Here is an 18106-nt window from a genome sequence, read left to right on the forward strand (position 1 = left end):
GCAGAACGAACCTTCTCCAAAAAATAGCGCACTACTTCTGCTGATATCATAATGGCACTCCCATATTTTTTGATTCTATCTTAACAATGTAAGTATTTCTTTCACACAATTATCAACAAATACTCGTTCAGGACGAGATTTCATGAACACAGTAAGTCCTATTAACGATATGACTAGTGTCTGCGCTAAACCCTTTGCGTTAATACCGCTATCAAGCTCACCTGAGCGCAAACCTCGTTCAATCGTTTCTTGGAATATTACCGAGAGATACATCTGATGTTCTCTTGTTAGGATTTCAAATTTCTCATCATGAGGCGCAAGTTCCACCATCGAATTGATGCAAAAGCATCCCCAGTTCGGACTTTTTTCATATTCTTTTGCCACCATATTTTCAAAAAAGGCACAGAATGCCCCTTTAACAGAAGAATTGTTTTGAAGATTGGCGCGAACATAGGCAGCATGGGAACTCGTATATTTTCGCAACGCTGCTTCAAATAATCCTTTTTTGTCTCCAAAGGTGGAGTATATGCTTGGACGCTGAATGCCCATTCTTGATGTCAAGTCGCTTAAAGAGGTAGCTTCGAACCCTTTTTCCCAAAATAGTTGCATAGCTGCATCCAATGCCTTTTCCTCATCAAATTCGCGTCGTCGAGCCATAGTAACTCCCTCTTTTCATATCGAACGGTATATTATAATTTTATTATGTGAAGAGTATCCTGTCAATAAGATTAAGCTTTTACATCTCTTAAATCCTATATATTATCAGAATAAAAAGAGTTCTCGCTCCAGTTCAGCTGTCCTCTACAGTAATCTCTTGACAGTTATCTTTTTTTAGAGTTATATTTATCAGGCAATATTTCATACCAATCAGTATTTTATTTTACAAATCTGATAAACATAATTTTAAGGAGTCGTTATCTTTGGGGAAGTTTGTTGAAGAACCGAAAGTCATTACCGTGGATTATATAGGCAAACACGTTGAACCAGCTCAAGAGGCGCTTATATCATCAGAATCAGCGCCCGCATCTTTAATATCTCGCAATGTTGCACTCTTATTTGCGATCGCTTGCGGACTGGCAGTCGCCAACATATATTACGCGCAACCCTTGCTGGACGCTATTTCAAACGAGTTCGGTATTACTCATTCATCCGTCGGCATTGTTATTACAATCACTCAAGTTTGTTACGCACTTGGACTGCTATTGCTAGTGCCCCTCGGCGATTTATTAAATCGACGTTGGCTGATCGCTGGACAGATGTTAGTATCCGTGCTGGCTTTGATCGTGGTTGGCACCGCCCCCACCAGCATGGTGTTATTTATAGGCATAGCTGCGGTTGGATTGCTTGCTGTAGTGACACAGACGCTCGTTGCATTCGCGGCAACTTTGGCTGCCCCAGCCGAACGTGGGCGTACCGTGGGTGTTGTGACAAGTGGAATCGTAATTGGTATTCTACTGGCGCGAACCTTCGCTGGCGTATTAACGGATTTAGCCGGTTGGCGATCTGTCTACCTTGTCTCTGCGGTATTAACGCTAATCATGGCATGTGTATTGTTTAGGGTACTGCCGCATTATGAGCAGAAAAGAGAATCATTATCATACCTACAGTTGCTTCATTCACTGCTCACATTGTTCGCACAAGAACGAATCCTGCGAATCCGTGCTGCATTAGCTTTGATGATTTTTACCGCTTTCAGTATATTCTGGACTTCCCTAGTGCTGCCTCTCAGCGCTCCGCCGCTTTCTCTTTCACATACTGCGATTGGAGCGTTTGGTCTTGCTGGAGTTGCTGGAGCGTTAGCAGCAGCGCGAGCAGGTCGTCTTGCTGATCGAGGTTTAGGGCAGAGGACCACAGGCGTGGCATTGATTCTGTTGCTTATATCATGGTTGCCAATAAGTTATACTCAACATTCGCTTCTCGCATTAGTCGTCGGTATTGTCCTTCTTGACCTGGCAGTACAAGCCGTACATGTCACCAACCAAAGCATGATCCTTACTTTGCGCCCTGAGGCACGCAGTAGGCTTACTGCTGGTTACATGATTTTCTATTCCATTGGTAGCGCCACCGGGTCAATCGCATCTACCAGTATCTATGTTTACTCAGGCTGGAATGGAGTGTGCTTGTTAGGTGCAATTGTCAGTGCTTTGGCTCTTCTATTCTGGGTATTGACCCGTCGCCTTAAATAATAAAATTCGGGTGAATACATGTTCGCTGTTGGTACGCGCATTGAGATGAAGTTATCACTATTCTATCCGCTAAGTCCAACCACAACGTATTGAAAGGGAAGAGCCCCAGAAATGGGGCTCTTCTTTTACGTGAGATCAGTTAGAATTTACTAATTGAGCATCAATGACAACTTCAAATCTCCGCTTTACCAAAGCATTGTGGTACTCAACCGACAAAATCACGTCGTAATGTGAACAGGTCTTTGAGTGCATCGGTTGACAGTTCGGTAATCCAGTTCTCGGTACTGGATATGACATTGTCGCTGAGCTGCTGCTTATTCTCAAGCATTTCGTCAATGCGCTCCTCCAGCGTACCCAGCGAGATGAACTTGTGTACCTGCACATCTTTGGTCTGTCCCATTCGGTAGGCGCGGTCCGTAGCCTGATTCTCTACGGCTGGATTCCACCAGCGGTCAAAGTGGAAAACATGATTGGCTGCTGTAAGATTCAGGCCTACGCCTCCTGCTTTAATCGAAAGAATAAATACATTCGGTTGTTCAGCAGGTGGCAGTGTCTGTGATTGAAACTGATCAATCATGCGGTCACGTGCGGTCTTGGAAGTACTTCCATTCAGGTAGAGTACAGGTTCCTCAAGCTCCCGCTGGAGGACATGCTTCAGGATCTCTCCCATACCGATATATTGTGTAAAGATAAGGCAACGTTCACCCTCATCTCGCAGCTCTTTGACCATTTCGAGCAAGCGTTCCAGTTTGGACGAACGACTAATTAACATTTCGGTGACTAATGAGCTATCCTCATCCCCTTGAATATCAGGTAAGGACTCCTTCGTTAACAGGACCGGATGATCGCAAAGTTGCTTAAGACGAGTAAGGGTTGCTAAGATTGCTCCCTTTCTTTCGATCCCCTCTAACTCCTTCATTTTATTCAATAAGTCATTCACGGTTTGATCATAGAGCGTACCTTGCTCGACTGTAAGTTGAATGTAGGTTTTCATTTCATTCTTATCAGGCAAATCGAGTTGGATGGCAGGATCCTTTTTCTTGCGACGAAGCATAAACGGCTTCACCAGCTTCTGTAGCTGGATCGTTCTTTCCTCATCGTGGTCTTTCTCAATCGCTTGAATGAACCGAGTATTAAATGCCCGCGCACTACCCAGATAGCCTGGGTTAATGAAGTCATATAGAGACCAAAGCTCTGAAAGCCGATTTTCTATAGGTGTCCCAGTAAGCACAATACGATGGTTGGCGGGAAAACTACGTACGGCAGATGACTGTTTGGTTTGCGCATTTTTGATATTTTGAGCTTCGTCTAGACATAGCGATTCCCATGTAAATTCCTTCAGTAACTCTTGATCAAGAGTTGCTGTGGCATAAGAGGTTAGGATGATATCTGCTTGGCTAATTTCTTCATGAAAAGTTTTTTCGTTAGAGCGTCCACTTCCATAATGGAGCATGACCTTAAGTGAAGGCGCAAATCGACTCAATTCCTTCTGCCAATTCCCGAGTACTGAAGTGGGGCAGATCAAGAGAGAAGGCAATTTAGTATCGGCATCCTTGAGTGTCTCTTTTAGATGCAATAAATAAGCAATGAACTGCACAGTCTTTCCAAGCCCCATATCATCTGCAAGGCACGCACCTAGACCAAAACGCCGTAAAAAGACCAGCCAGGAATATCCGTCATATTGATAAGTCCGTAGATCCGCCTTTAATCCAAGGGGTTCATCAAGTTTAGGCCATTCAGACTGTCTGCTAAGTTGACTGATAAGTTTGATCAGATGTTCATTTAACTCAACCCCAAGTTGGATGCGCCGTGAGGATTCCTCCTCCTCTTCCTCAGGTTGGTCAGGTGATCTGCCGCCGTAAGATACATTGCTGTTATCCAACAGATGTAGATGCAAAATGTCCTGAAAGGATAGTCCCTGCGAACTGTCCACGCCATCCATAGCTTGACGGATTTGTGCCAGTAGGACCGGATCAAGTGGAATCCATTGTCCCCGAAATTGGACTAAGCGTTCATTGCGAGCGACTAGCTCGGCAAATTCAGCCTCGGTGAGCTGTGTCTCTCCAATGGCAATGCGCCAATCGAATTGGACAATGGAGTTAAGTCCGAACAAAGAGCTCCCTTTGCTTCCTTGGCTGCCCTCGCTAGCTTCCCCCGCACGAACCTTAGCACGCAGCTTTGGCTTTTTGCGGCTAGCTGCTTCCCACCAAGCAGGAAGCAGCACTTGCCAGCCTGCTTCGAGCAAACGGCGGCTGTCTACCGTCAAGAATTGCCATGCTGCTTCATCGGATAGTGGTTTGCTAAGTACATCTTCGCTATGCTCGGCCCATTGCTCCGCTGGGAGACTGGCACGTAAATGCTCTAGCCATCCAGCGGAGCGTTCACTAATATGGCTTGACCAAGAATCCGGCCATAGACCAGATACATGACCATCTTCAGCAAGCCGAATTGGAACAAGTACCACAGGATCAAGCTTGTCCTGCAGTACCAAATTAAGGCGCCAAAATGGCTCTTCATCATCGGGTTCAAGCAATTGCAAAAGAGTGCGAAAAGGTGCTGTGTCGGCTTTCCAGCCAATCGAAATAAGCCATCCTTGCTCATCCAAACCTGCAACTGCGCCGTCCTTAGCAAAGAGTAGCGGATATTCGCTTCGTAAATCTGCAGCGTTAATTTCTGTTCCATAGCAGCGTTGAAATACAGCAGATGAGAAGGCGGCATGTAGTCCCTTGATGAAATCAGAATTGACGCTACCTATCTGTGATAGGGCCTTTTTTGCCTCAGTATCCAAACTTCCCTCATCCCAAATCCATTGAAGCTTTCCTCCCTGAAAGGCAATTAAGCTAGGGATAAATTGCTTCTCTTCTATGCAACTAGCTAACGCAGGGGCAAGCTGAATCAATGGTTCGGACGCTTCATCCCACAACCAATCGATATGCTCCAGAAGTTTGCGATCTGCGAAGAAAGGGATAACATGCTCGGAGGGAAGAAGGACAAGTTCAACCTCTTGAATTTGTTGAATCTCTAGCTCTGTTCCATAGAAAGAAGCCTCATGCCAAGCGAACAAACGTTGTTTCAAGTTCAGTCCAGTTACGTAATTACCCGCTTGCGTAGATCCGTAAATAAGAGCATCCCCGTAAGCGCTGAGACTGATATGAACTGTGATGGCTTCTGTGTATTGGCTCATGATATCAGTTTCCCCTTTCGAAGCTCCTCTTGCAGCGCACGCAGACGACTATGACGACTGGCGAACGTGGTGATGAATTCTTCCCAGCGTTCCTCTTGCTTCATTTTTTTATATAGCTTAGCTAACCGCTTTAACAGTTTAACGGCTGCTTTATAGCTAACTCTATTTTTGAGCAGAATATATCTTTCAACAGCCTGATGATAAAAGGGAAGTAGTAGCTCGGGTGCATTTTTGTCTATGGGTTGCATGACACTGACACGGAATTCTAGTGGTTCTTTCCCCGTACTAAGTTGATAGTCCATCCATTGTTGCCATTTACCATAGGCGAGTAACGTTTCTTCATATACGGTCTTCGAATAAGGTAACATGCTGATGAGACTCTTCCACATATGTTGCTCGGAGTCAGGTGAATGCCTAATCACTTTCTCCCAAAACTCCATATACTCGGTTAGATGTTCCTCCCGAAGACTACTGAGCATAGGACCGATGTTGATGAGCCAAGCCTGTAATCTAGACCATTCTTCAGCTGTAGCAAGAGCATGTAAGAAATGGAGTAACCGACTCGGAGGAATGATCGATCCTTTGTTAGCTGATTGCAACAGTTCCCATGCTTGTTCATCTTGATTTAAATAGAAGTACATTTGGCTCTGAGCTAATAACCAAGGAAGCCGTGAAAGTGTGTTTCCGAGCGCATCTTCAGACGATTTCAGATGATGCAATTCTTCTAAATACATCGTCTTATCCTTGAGGTTGGGCCCAATCCAATTTAACCAGAGCTGATCATAGACCTCGGCGAAGTATTTGAGACTCTTGGATTCCTGTAGCATGAGACTGCGTGCGTAGGATAAGGTTTCAGTAATGCGGATCCAATGCTCAGATTCATCCGAAATGGCAAGATCCTTGGTAAATATCCGCTTAATCTCTCCTTGCATATCATCTGCAGCAATCTGTGTGTAATAGCCCATATACATTGGAGCGTTTGATGGAATATGCTGTGATGGTTTGACTAGTCTCTCAAGCACAAAGAGGTGAGCATGCAGCTCAAATAACTGTTCCAGTGCCGGTGATAGTTGTGGTTGTATCGTATATATCGACGCTAAGGCGTTCTTGGCATATTGAGCATTAGGACTGTTAAATCCAATAGGCGAAATACTAAGTTTGAATACTTCATGCCATTGAAAAATACTCATGCTAGGTATCTTGCTGGCTTGTTCCTGCAATTTAGTGGAGAGAGCTGCCTTTTGATCTATTGCCATCTTATTTGTGTAGCTAGAATTATCATAGCTTGAAGACTTCACAGGCTGTTTGAAGGTAGCTGTTGAATTGGCATTGACAAGCGCATGAACAGATCGCCCTTGCAAGCTGACGTACTCAAGCAGGACGGCAATCATATGTTTGCAATGTGATGGAACAGGACAAGTACAGTGACTTGCGGATAAGGAGTCCAGATTGATATCGACACGATAGTGATCATCATCATTACCTTCAACAAGGGCTTCAACATGTCCGGTATCAGAAATTTTTAAGGGACGAACACGTTCCTGTTTAAAATATTGAAATCCACGCTTTATCGTAAGGTCATTGAATTTCTCACCAACAGTATGAATAAGCGCCTGCCACCCTGTATCGTCCAGCGTATAATTTGGGTTCATTATTGATTCTCCTAAGGGAGTGATGTGTAAATATAGATATTATCTAGTTATTATATTCGATTTTAATAATGAATTAAACGCACTAGCGTAACGTGAGTCCTGCGAACAGAGATGTATCCGTCATAAGCTTGGTATAATAAGATGGAGAAGAGGATAAAAAAAAGCCCTCATTTTCTCTTTGAGAGCCGTTAGTCACATCTTCAAGTTAAGTTGTTGTTTTATTAGCCTATCAACCTTTATTTGCTCCTGCCTTTAGGCCTTCAATAATATATTTTTGCAACACTAGGAACAGAATCGTAATTGGAACGGCAACAAGAACTGCTCCTGCTGCAAAGGTTGTGAACTGATTGTTTGCTCGACCTGTGATCATTTCAAACAATCCAACGGCGAGCGTTTTGTTGCGATCGGATAGAATGACGAGTCGTGCGAATATGAAATCCATCCATGGGCCGATAAAATTAGAGACTGCAATGAACGTAAACATCGGTACGGACAGTGGCATCATCACTCGGACAAATATCGTTGTATGAGAGGCTCCATCAATCTTGGCTGCCTCTTCCAAGCTGCGGGGTAACCCGTCGAAAAATCCTTTGACAAGCCATGTTCCGAACGGAATCGATCCTCCAGCATAAACGAGAATGAGTCCCCATAGGTTATCTAACAGGTTCAATTGCAGGAGGAGAATATAGATAGCGATCATCCCCATAAACGAGGGGAACATTTGCAGTATGAGCATGACCATCAGTCCTTGTTTACGCCCAGGGAAACGAAAGCGTGAGAATGCATACGCCGCTGACACGATCAATAATGTTGAGAGGATCATATTCATGACCGCAATGAACAACGTATTTTTGTACCATATGAAGTAATTGGTCTCAGTAAATAAGTTGATATAATGAACAAGTGTAAGATTGTTTGGAATATAAGAAGTAGCACTAATCGTATCTCCTGGATTGAAGGAACCTAGGATTACCCACAGAACAGGATGAAGTACGGCGATTGCAGTGATAATAAGAATGGAATATATCAAAAATAATATAAATTTATGTTTCAGCGACTGACGAATGGACGGCTTAAGAATCAGTTGGTTCGGCTTCATTGGATCATATCCTCTTCCTTAAAGGCTCGTGTCTGCCTGAAGTTCCAAATGGAGAACACGGCAATGATAATGAAGATTAGTATCGAAATCGCAGAAGCTGTGTTGAATTGATTCTGCTGTAATGTCAATTTAAAGATCCATGAGATGAGAATATCTGTAGAGCCTGCAAAGCTGTAATCCATATTGACTGGGCCGCCCTCAGTAAATAAGTAAATAATATTAAAGTTATTGAGATTATTAGCAAAACTCATAATTAATAAAGGTGCTGTTGCGAATAACACAAGTGGGAATGTAATCGTGCTGAATCGCTGCCAAGGACTTGCCCCATCAATTTCAGCCGCTTCGTACATATCTTTATCTATATTCGTAAGTACCCCTGACATTAGGGCAAGCCAAAAGGGGAACCCCAACCAAGTATTTACGAATACAAGCGAGACTTTTGCCCAGTGTGGATTTGCAAGCCAAGGGATCTTCTCTATTCCGAGCAAACCTAAGTATTCGTTAAGTGGTCCAAATTCGGCATTGAAGAAATTGCGGAATATTAATATGGATACGAAGGCGGGGATGGCCCATGGTAAAATATAGACTGTTCTCCACATGCGTTTAAACTTCACTGCTTTGACATTGATGATTAAGGCATAGAATAATCCCGTGAAATAGGTTGTTATTGTTGCTAGTACAGCCCATAGAAGTGTCCATTTCACTACACCGAGGAATGTATGACTCCAATTTCTCAGATTGAACAGATTAGAGAAAGTCTTCAGTCCAATCCAATCCACCAAATGTTTTGGCGGCAGATGATTTGGACCAGAATAGTTAGTAAAGGCAATTAATATTCCGAACAGAAGAGGAAGGATCGTTAGAAACATTGTAAATATAATTGCTGGTGCTAATAAGAAATACACATATCCCCGTTCCCAGGCATTTTTAAGTGAATGCCGAATATCATGGACGGGGATACCGGATAGTATCCCCTTTCTAACTTTATAGGCGTCTCCGATGTTGAAGATATAGAAGCAAATGAGCAGGAGTATTGCCAACAAGTAGATAATCCCTTCAACCATAAGGAAGATGGAATGATCACCTTGTTCAAGAACCCGTCCCCGTTGACGTACTTGCAGTTGATCCCCTAACGTAATTAATCCCCATATCCCTTTCCCAATCGGCTTGCTCCAGAAAATAAGGACGTAAATTTCCAACAAGAACAGTAAAATACCTTTAGCAAATTGGCGATTATATAATTGTCCAAGACCCATGAACAGTAAGGATAGAAACAAACTTATTTTTGGTTTATTGCTTGAAATTTCTCTATCATCCGGAGCGATTAGCAATTTCATATGCGTCTCCCTTCAACTACTGATTCAATAAGGTGATTCCCTCATTGATTTGGGTAACAGCTTTGTCCAATGTTTCTTTCGGATCTGCATTATCATCCCAAATAACAGTAAAGGCATTACCCATTGCTCCCCATACCGGGGCCATCTCAGGAATATTTGGCATCGGTACGGATACGGTGGCTTGATCAAGGAAACCTTTAATGATCTCATTGTCTTTAATTTTCTCATTTTCAAGCAAACGAGTACGTGGAGGCATTTGGCCGGAGATTTCGAATTTTTTCATCAGCATTTCTTCACTTGTCGCAAATTTAGCATATAACGACGCGGCTTCCGGATATTTGGTGTACGAATTTACGTAATATGCCCGAATTCCTGAGAAGCTGGTTGGCGACTTTCCATTATCAAGTTTAGGAAGGGGAGCAACACCGAAGTTCACTTTGGCTTCCTGCAAGGCTGCAACTGCCCAAGGACCGTTAATATCAAACAACAAATTATTATTAATAAACAGAGTTTCTTTAACTGCGGCATTAATATCTGCACTTGATAAAGGGAGTACTTCTTTGTGTAGCCGCTGCATAAATTGTCCTGCTTGGACGGCCCCTTCATTATTAAGACCGATGTCACTACTGTTCGTGTTCTTATCTCCGAATACATAACCACCATATCCGCCAAGGATGGCATGTAGGAAATAGAAGTCATTAACCAACATCATGAATCCATATTTTTCTTTTGATTTGTCTGTAAACGCTTTCGATTGTTCGATGAGTTCATCCATGGTTGCTGGGACCGTCTTAACCAAATCTTTATTATAAAATAATGCATACGTATCTATTGCAGTTGGATAACCATATAGAACTCCATCTATGGAAGTACCAGTAATCGCTGCCTCCATAAACTCACTTTTATATTCATCAGGGTAGAAATTCTCCAATACCAACCCTGCCGAGATGAGTCCACCGATCTTGTCGTGTGGTGCTAGGAACACGTCTGCTCCAAGCAGCGCAGGTCCATCTGTTTGTAGCTTTGTGGGTGCATCACCTTGAGATACGACCTGAACTTCAACAGGGATGTTATATTTCTTCGTAAATTCTTCTGCAACCATTTTCGCCCAATCCTCATCCGAGCCACCATTATCCCATACAAGGAGCTTGGCATCTTTTTCAATTTCTGGCTCAGTAGGAGTAGTTGTTGCATTGTTAACGGACTGTTCAGGACTCGTCGTTTGTTCCGTCTGAGTTGTGTCTGTAGTCTTACTAGCATTTCCTACCTGGTTGTTGTTTCCTCCACACCCAGCAAGTACTACAGTAATGACTAGTGCAAATATGAGGGTTAAATTTCTTGATTTTCTCATTGCCTATTCCCCTTTGCATGTTTATTGGTAAGTGCAAACGTTTGCGATGATATAGGCTATGTTAGTTTTATAAAAAAAGAAGTGAAATTTGAAAGAATGTTTGCCTAGTATTTTTTGCTCTATGATCAAGCAATTGCATTTTCCCCATTACCTTCGTTCAATTAAACTTAAAAAATAGACCAACCAGAAATTTCTGGCTGACCTATTCATACGATGGATTTATTTGAAAGTACTAGATGGAATATATCTGTTGCTCCTCAGGGGAAATAGGGAGCTGAATAACAACGGTTGTGCCTTGTCCCTCAATGCTGTGGATGTTGACTCCATAGGGATCGCCATATTTCAGCCATATCCGATTATGTACATTCTGTACGCCAATATGCTCAGTTGAAGTAACATTCTTACTATTTAATCTTTCTATTAATTCGTAAAGGCGATAGGGGGCGATGCCTACTCCATTATCAGTAATAGTAATGACAAGGCGGCTCTTGTCACACCTCTCCACACGGAGTAGGAGTGAGCCTCCCTTGCCACGAGGCTCTAGCCCGTGACTGAGCGCGTTCTCCAGAATGGGTTGGATGAACATTTTAGGTACGGGAATAGGGAGCAAGTCATCAGGGCAATAGAACTCGAACGTCATTTTATCTGGGAACCGGCCTTGGTGAATTTTGACGCAGGCTTCTGCAATCTTGAGTTCCTCTCCTAAACTTACTTCATCCTTCTCTTTGATAATGTACCGGAGCATCGTGCTTAACGCATTTGTCATTTCATAAATTTCCTGATTGCCCCTGACGATGGCGATTCCTTTAATTGAATCGAGTGTATTGCTCAGAAAATGCGGATTGATCTGACTTTGCAGATAGGCGTATTCCGCTCGTTGCTTTTCCAAATCCACTTGATATAACCTAGTCGTGGTTTCAATCAAGCGCCCGGTCAGATCATTGATTCTCTCGAGCATGGTATTAAACTCGTTGGATATGACCTCAATCTCCGCATAACCTTCAAGGGAAACTTTGGAATGCAGGACATCCAGATTTTCGGACTTTAGCCTTACCATGAAGCGCATCAGCTTGGTAAGCGGTTTAAGAATATTCATCATGAGTACGGTATAGGGAACGGTGAACAAGAGCAGTGTAACCACCAGTAATATATAACTGGTTCTCCTTAAAGTATCCAGCTCCTTTATCAAGCTGTGTATCGGTACGGCTGTAACTATGCTTCCCGAAATTTCCGGCAGATCAAAAGATTGAATTGCATATTTCTTACCATCGATGCTGGCCATATAAGCTTTATCACTACTTGCCTGCAATCCTGCCTGTTTGAATTGATCGATCAGTTGATTATCCTCTTTGCTCTTGGTATATACAATCTCTTGATTATCCATCATGATGAAGGTTGTGTCCGCCAGGCGGGGATAACGTTCCAGCTCCGTGTTAATAGACTTAACATCCAGTGCGATAGCGATGAAGCCTACTTTTTCTCCATATAGGGAAGTATCACCATAGGAATAAATATTCATGCCAAACAAGAAGTTATCCTTTGGTATTTTATTATCTTCTTTACGATATCCGATATAGTGGACGGCCCCATCATCTTCAGCCTGCTCCATGACCTTATTTATATCATTCATTTTTCCGGAAAAGGGCGTCTGCGTATTCAAACGCCCTAAGATAGCAATATCAAGAATATCTTTATTTGTATTTTTCACCACACCTATCAGACTCTCGACATTCTTTGAAAGGTTATACATCTTGAGTTTATCAGTCTCGATTAATAAAGTCTGTACGGTTGTATCGTAGCCAAGATTCATCATTAAATTGGAAGCATTAGCATAGTTTGCAGACAGCTTTTGCTTCAGCAAGGATACAAGCTCCGTATTGTATTGTGTATTCTGATTGATGATTGTCATGCTGGCTTGCTGATAGACCCTAATAATAACGAAGGGAATCATTGCGATGATCACAAAGCCAATAATCATGACCTGCGATCGAATGGATAGCTTTTTGAAGGATTTCATTTTGTCACCCTGTATTGTGTAGGTGTAATTTTATTATATCGTTTGAAAATTCTTGTAAAGTAGAAATAGTCCTGGAAGCCGCATTTTTCTCCCACCTGCTGGATGGTGTAGTCAGTTTCTTTCAAAAGCTTGCAGGCATATTCAATCCGCAGACGGGACACATACTCCACGATGGTTTCTCCAACTTCCTTCTTGAACAATTGACATAAGTAATTGGGACTTAGATAAAATTTGCTTGCTAGGCCTTGGATTGTTATTTCTTGGGTAAAGTTTTCGTGGAGGTGAAATACGATTTCTTTTACCTTCTTGTGGGCCACTTTCACCACGTAAGCTGATACTTCCTCTGTGAAATGACCATGCGTTTCCTTGATCATTTCGTCGATCATGACATCAACATTTCCGTAATGCGTATACATCTGTTCGTATCCTTCGAAAAAACGGCTATTCATTTGGTTGCCCTCGCGAAAAAAGAGATACATCGCCGCCGTATAAATCAAATAAGCATCTTTAATTGTAAAGGTTAGATTGTGGAACAAGTCTCTTGAGGACTCCAGAATTTCGACAAATTGGATCCGGTCTTTGTGATCAAGGGCGTAGTTAATTTGCTTGATAGTTTCGTTGATAGGACCACTGGTTTGATGGGTAGCTCTATAGATACCAGTCTTACCCGTAGTGAATATGCCATATGCGGCGAGTGAAGCGGCTTCGAGTGAAGCTTCCAATTCTGCAACATCCGATATGGGATAGCCCACACCTGTACTAAAGGAACCGCTTGGATGTGCAAGACTCCATTTATGAAGGAAAGCTTCTTTATGTTCATTGCGGACAAGGTAGCCTTGGCGGCGGTGGTTCATGAAAAAGCTGAGTTGCTTTACGTCTTGGCTAGCTGATACGAGATCAGCACCTTGTACTACAATCGGCGTAATTTGGGATTTGTGATGAAGGGGCATCTCGTAATCTACAAGGAGTTGGTTCATCCTTACTGTATTCCCTGAACAGATAGCCTCGTACATGTCTACGGAAAATGAGGGTGATGACGCTTTCAACTTTTCTTCTAAAGAATCAGCCACCCTTGCTAACATGCTGTGAATTTCTTCGATCTCGAAGGGTTTCAGGCAGTAACCGAAGGTGCCATAGTTTAAGGCCCCTCTGTGCATATGCAAACTCAGCATGGCCGCTCAACACCACGAATAAGGTTTCTGGTGAGGCAACCCGTCCATTCTTAATTAGCTCTAGGCCATTCATCTCCGGCATCTTAATATCTGTGAGTACAAGATCTGGATGCAGGGTCTTGATCAATTGGAGCGCATCCAACCCATTATCTGCTTGGCCGATGACCTCGAACCCGTATTTTCCCCAGTTCACACCAGCCTTGATTCCTTCGACTATCCACTTCTCATCATCGACAACGATAGCTTTATACATGTTGCCACCCCCCTTGTTGTAAACGATACCCATAAGTCGATCCTAATAGTGGTAGGACATGATTGGTATAGACTAAACTACGATTTATATGTATAAAACTCAGATATTACAAAACTGAAAGCACTTTCATTGAAAAATCCAAATGATAAGAATTATTTGTCCATACCCGCCTATTCGTAATGTACCTATAATTTAACACATAGCCCCCACGATGCAGAATCAATTTATAAATAATAGCGAAAGGCGGCGAAAAACGGATGGCTAAAATGACGAATCAGGTACATAAAAAGAGCTTATGGAAAACGATCCTCCAATATAAGTACTTTTATATTATGGTTTTACCTATTTTGATCTGGTACGCAATATTCAGTTACGCTCCGATGTATGGGGTCACGCTGGCATTCAAGACATTTAACTATAGAGAGGGTATCTTTGGAAGTCCATGGATAGGTTTGGAGCATTTCCAAACTATTCTGACTGATCTGGAATTAAGACGTGCCTTTTTTAATACGATTCTGATCAGTCTGGTGAAGCTAGTGACTCACTTCCCGACACCGATCATCTTGGCTATTATCCTCTATGAATTTTCGCGAACCGTAGCAAGACGTGTTTTCCAGACGATTTTAACCTTTCCACATTTTATCTCATGGGTTGTTTTGTCGGGTATCATCGTCAATCTTATGAGCAGAGAGGGAATATTCAATCAGTTGATCGTGATGTTTGGTGGAGAAGCGATATCCCCTCTGGTAGATGAAAATGCATTTCGGCCCATTTTATATATTACGCATATCTGGCGGGAAATTGGTTGGGACTCTATCATTTATCTGGCAGCGCTTGCGGGAATCAATCCCGAGTTATATGAGGCAGCCGAAATGGATGGGGCGAATCGATTTAAAAGGTTATTACATATCTCATGGCCTGGCCTTAAGAGTACGGTAGCCATTCTCCTGATTCTTAACGTTGGTCAACTGATGTCGCAAGGTGCAAGCTTTGATCAAATCTTCAATCTCTATAGCTCGCCTGTATATTCCGTTGCGGATACCATCGACACTTATATCTATCGAACATCGTTTACAACCGGCGGGGACTTTGGATATACCACAGCAGTAGGGATTATGAAGTCATTTATTAGCGTATTGCTGTTGGTAACAGCCAATAAGATTGTGAAGAAGCTCGGTGAGGAAGGCTTGTATTAAACAGAATAAGGGGGATACCAAATTGGGTGCCGTGATGAAGAAGAAAAGAAAAAAATGGAGTACTTTTGACATCGTAGCCTACATCGTTCTAGGGCTACTCACCCTGATCACATTCTTTCCATTCTATAACGTACTTATTGTCTCGGTTGCGAGGTTCGATGTTATAAGTAAGAGCAATTTATATATCTTACCTAAGTCATTCGATCTATCTGCTTATAAGCTTATTATGTCGGATTTGAAGTTTTGGACTTCGTTCATGAACTCTGTCATTGTGCTGGTAGCAGGTGTGGCTTTTAGTATGTGCCTATCCGTTGCAGGTGCGTATGCCCTATCTAAAAAAGGGATGCCGGGTAGAAACGGAATGCTTAGTTTGATCCTTTTCACGATGTTTTTTAACGGAGGTTTAATCCCGTTTTACCTTGTTGTGAAGGAACTCGGCCTGGTTAACAACATCCTTGTCATGATTATACCGGCGGGACTCAATACCTTCTATCTCATTATAATGAAGAATTATTTTGGTACGATCCCTGAGAGTCTTGAAGAATCAGCCAAGCTGGACGGAGCAAATGATATGTATATTTTGCTTAAAATCATCTTACCGATATCAGCACCATTCATAGCTACATTTGGTCTGTTCTATGCGGTGGAAAGATGGAATGAATGGTGGTATGCGTTGATCTTCATTAGTGATTCTTCGAAGGCACCATTGCAAATCTATCTTCGAGAGACTTTAATTACATCGAATTCATTACTAAACACCATGGCCATGGATATGGCTGCAAAGGGCAATTCAGCTAAGGTTTATACCCCGGCGCTGCAAATGGCCACCATTGTGATTACCTGTGTCCCTATTATCGTGGTATACCCTTTCCTACAAAAGCATTTTAACAAAGGAATCATGGTTGGCTCCATTAAGGGATAAGGAAATACAAATATATCTTTATTTTTATCCTAATATGCAATTACAAAGGGAGGATTCATCAATGCAAGTAAAGAGAAATAAGTTAATCACTCTCGTAGCATGCACCACGTTGCTAGCAAGCTTGTTATCGGCCTGCGGTAGTAGCGACAATGCAGGAAGCACAAGCGGTAATGCATCAAAGAATTCAGAAGTCAGTTCGAGCGTAGATTCGGACAATCCGTATAAGGAACCTATGGAGATCTCCATAGCATTTTGGGATATTGATTCCGAGATTTCCAAGATTGATCAGGATCCGATTGCCCAAGAAATTTTAAATAAGTTTAACATTAAGATCAAGCCAGTCAATACCACATGGGATGATTATGCCCAGAAGATTCAGATGTGGGCTTCTTCCGGTCAGCTCCCTGATATCTTTGCTATTGATGCACTTGGAACTCAGTATCAGAGGAAATGGGTTGATCAGGGCGTTGTCAAGGATCTTCCAGATCTAACCAAATATCCGAGTCTGGCGAAATTCTTTGAAACGCCCGACATCGCAGGGCTAAGCGTCGAAGGCAAGCACTATACGGTTCCGCGGCGGATGTTTCCTAGTGTAGACTGGAGTGCGCTTGATAGATCTGTTCTGTACAGATGGGACTTGGCTCAGAAAGCTGGAATTACCAAAGAGCCTGAGACATGGGATGAGTTCAAAGCCATGCTTGATGCTATCGTAAAACAGGATGCAGAAGGAAAGAAAGTTACAGGTCTTACAGCAGGACAGGTGAAAATGATTGGCGGTCTGTTCTGGTTGTATGGTAATCCTCTTGCCACTAGTGACGGAAGTGGAGGCGATTTCAAATGGGTTGAGGAAGATGGAAAGTTAATTCCTGCCGTATTCTCGAAGAAAGCGCTCCCGGCTCTACAGAATATGAGAGACATGTATGATAACAATCTAATTGATCCAGATATTGCCCTTACTAAACCAGATGTAGCATATGACAAGTTCGCTTCGGGTAAAGCAGCTGCGATTCTAATCGGTGGCGGTTATGTTAACTATAATAAGGATATTTACTTAAAACGTTGGAAAGAAGCTTACCCAGATACGGAAATTACGGATAACGTCAAAGTGCTTAAGCCGTTGATTGGGCCGGATGGCGAACGCAACCACGCAATCTTCAAGACCTACTGGTCAGAGAGTTATTTCAGTGCTGATGTAAGCGACGAGAAAATGGATCGGATTATGGCACTGTACGATTACGTTCTTTCCCCTGAAGGGAAGGACCTTCTGACTTATGGAAAGCTGGATGTGGATTATAAGGTTGAGGGTGACAAGAAGGTAATGATTGGAACGACATCGCTTGATGAGAAATATCCAACGAGAATGTTCTTTAAAAACCTTGTTTCCTACGAAACTTCTGACAGCTACGATATGAATAACCCATCCATTTCTAACGAAAATATTCGTAAGGATGCCGTTGAGTATATTAATTGGATTCTGGAGAATACCAAAGTTCCAGATTATAATATTCGTTTAACTTATATGTCCACACCGACCAAGGATAAGTTCTCCATCTTGGATCATGATGATCTTTTGAAGGTTATGTTATCCAGTGAACCTGTTGAGCAGGCGTGGGAAAAAATTATGAAGGACTACCGAGCGAAGGGCTTAGATAAGATGATCGAAGAAGTCAACGCTAAAGCCGCAGAAGAAGGTATGAAGTAATAAATAGTTAAGAGGCAACTTCCTGAAGGTTCTTA

13 protein-coding genes are annotated in these 18106 nt (G+C 42.6%); 4 read left to right on the forward strand and 9 right to left on the reverse strand.

The genetic code is table 11. The annotated features are described in order from the left end of the window. Positions 1–75 precede the first annotated feature (75 nt). Positions 76–657, reverse strand: coding sequence for a TetR/AcrR family transcriptional regulator (locus NST85_RS01815; protein WP_127194447.1), 582 nt, complete (start codon positions 655–657; stop codon positions 76–78). A 344-nt stretch (positions 658–1001) separates the two neighbouring features. On the opposite strand from NST85_RS01815, the gene NST85_RS01820 reads away from it, so the two are divergent. After that, complete coding sequence (locus NST85_RS01820; protein WP_246054402.1) at positions 1002–2186, forward strand: MFS transporter; 1185 nt, start codon at positions 1002–1004, stop codon at positions 2184–2186. Positions 2187–2391: 205 nt separating this feature from the next. On the opposite strand, the gene NST85_RS01825 is transcribed toward NST85_RS01820, so the two are convergent. The 8 genes from NST85_RS01825 to NST85_RS01860 form a co-directional block, all read right to left on the reverse strand. Next, positions 2392–5370, reverse strand: coding sequence for a DEAD/DEAH box helicase (locus NST85_RS01825; RefSeq protein ID WP_127195053.1), 2979 nt, complete (start codon positions 5368–5370; stop codon positions 2392–2394). Continuing rightward, entirely contained in the window at positions 5367–7022 is a 1656-nt protein-coding gene (locus NST85_RS01830) for an SWIM zinc finger family protein (RefSeq protein ID WP_127195052.1), read from the reverse strand. Before NST85_RS01830 ends, NST85_RS01825 begins: the two co-directional genes overlap by 4 nt. A gap of 229 nt (positions 7023–7251) precedes the next feature. Continuing rightward, entirely contained in the window at positions 7252–8121 is an 870-nt protein-coding gene (locus NST85_RS01835; protein WP_127195051.1) for a sugar ABC transporter permease, read from the reverse strand. Further along, positions 8118–9458 carry a carbohydrate ABC transporter permease gene (locus NST85_RS01840; protein ID WP_127195050.1) on the reverse strand — a complete coding sequence of 447 codons (1341 nt, stop codon included), beginning with the start codon at positions 9456–9458 and terminating at the stop codon, positions 8118–8120. The genes NST85_RS01835 and NST85_RS01840 overlap by 4 nt, the downstream gene beginning before the upstream one ends. A 16-nt stretch (positions 9459–9474) precedes the next feature. After that, on the reverse strand, positions 9475–10809 hold the full coding sequence (locus NST85_RS01845) for a sugar ABC transporter substrate-binding protein (RefSeq protein WP_127195049.1): 1335 nt from the start codon (positions 10807–10809) through the stop codon (positions 9475–9477). A gap of 232 nt (positions 10810–11041) precedes the next feature. Then, positions 11042–12826 (reverse strand): sensor histidine kinase, encoded by a 1785-nt coding sequence (locus NST85_RS01850; protein ID WP_127195048.1) that lies wholly within the window; start codon positions 12824–12826, stop codon positions 11042–11044. Further along, positions 12823–13908 carry a helix-turn-helix transcriptional regulator gene (locus NST85_RS01855; RefSeq protein ID WP_341188369.1) on the reverse strand — a complete coding sequence of 362 codons (1086 nt, stop codon included), beginning with the start codon at positions 13906–13908 and terminating at the stop codon, positions 12823–12825. The genes NST85_RS01850 and NST85_RS01855 overlap by 4 nt, the downstream gene beginning before the upstream one ends. After that, positions 13889–14251: a response regulator gene (locus NST85_RS01860; protein WP_341188370.1), complete on the reverse strand. Its 363-nt coding sequence runs from the start codon at positions 14249–14251 to the stop codon at positions 13889–13891. The genes NST85_RS01855 and NST85_RS01860 overlap by 20 nt, the downstream gene beginning before the upstream one ends. A gap of 257 nt (positions 14252–14508) precedes the next feature. Here NST85_RS01860 and NST85_RS01865 point away from each other — a divergent pair, with 257 nt between their 5' ends. The 3 genes from NST85_RS01865 (at position 14509) to NST85_RS01875 (ending at position 18071) form a co-directional block, all read left to right on the forward strand. Continuing rightward, complete coding sequence (locus NST85_RS01865) at positions 14509–15447, forward strand: ABC transporter permease (RefSeq protein ID WP_127195046.1); 939 nt, start codon at positions 14509–14511, stop codon at positions 15445–15447. A gap of 22 nt (positions 15448–15469) precedes the next feature. After that, entirely contained in the window at positions 15470–16369 is a 900-nt protein-coding gene (locus NST85_RS01870; protein WP_341188371.1) for a carbohydrate ABC transporter permease, read from the forward strand. A gap of 61 nt (positions 16370–16430) precedes the next feature. Further along, on the forward strand, positions 16431–18071 hold the full coding sequence (locus tag NST85_RS01875; protein ID WP_341188372.1) for an extracellular solute-binding protein: 1641 nt from the start codon (positions 16431–16433) through the stop codon (positions 18069–18071). Positions 18072–18106: the final 35 nt, after the last annotated feature.

The organism is Paenibacillus sp. FSL K6-2524 (assembly GCF_038005525.1).
Lineage (GTDB): Bacteria > Bacillota > Bacilli > Paenibacillales > Paenibacillaceae > Fontibacillus > Fontibacillus anaericanus.

Coding starts and splice junctions, on each gene's coding strand:
- NST85_RS01855 (WP_341188369.1), bottom strand. CDS start 13,908: ATGTTAGCAAGGGTGGCTGATTCTTTAGAAGAAAAGTTGAAAGCGTCA.
- NST85_RS01860 (WP_341188370.1), bottom strand. CDS start 14,251: ATGTATAAAGCTATCGTTGTCGATGATGAGAAGTGGATAGTCGAAGGA.
- NST85_RS01845 (WP_127195049.1), bottom strand. CDS start 10,809: ATGAGAAAATCAAGAAATTTAACCCTCATATTTGCACTAGTCATTACT.
- NST85_RS01830 (WP_127195052.1), bottom strand. CDS start 7,022: ATGAACCCAAATTATACGCTGGACGATACAGGGTGGCAGGCGCTTATT.
- NST85_RS01850 (WP_127195048.1), bottom strand. CDS start 12,826: ATGAAATCCTTCAAAAAGCTATCCATTCGATCGCAGGTCATGATTATT.
- NST85_RS01840 (WP_127195050.1), bottom strand. CDS start 9,458: ATGAAATTGCTAATCGCTCCGGATGATAGAGAAATTTCAAGCAATAAA.
- NST85_RS01835 (WP_127195051.1), bottom strand. CDS start 8,121: ATGAAGCCGAACCAACTGATTCTTAAGCCGTCCATTCGTCAGTCGCTG.
- NST85_RS01815 (WP_127194447.1), bottom strand. CDS start 657: ATGGCTCGACGACGCGAATTTGATGAGGAAAAGGCATTGGATGCAGCT.
- NST85_RS01865 (WP_127195046.1), top strand. CDS start 14,509: ATGGCTAAAATGACGAATCAGGTACATAAAAAGAGCTTATGGAAAACG.
- NST85_RS01875 (WP_341188372.1), top strand. CDS start 16,431: ATGCAAGTAAAGAGAAATAAGTTAATCACTCTCGTAGCATGCACCACG.
- NST85_RS01825 (WP_127195053.1), bottom strand. CDS start 5,370: ATGAGCCAATACACAGAAGCCATCACAGTTCATATCAGTCTCAGCGCT.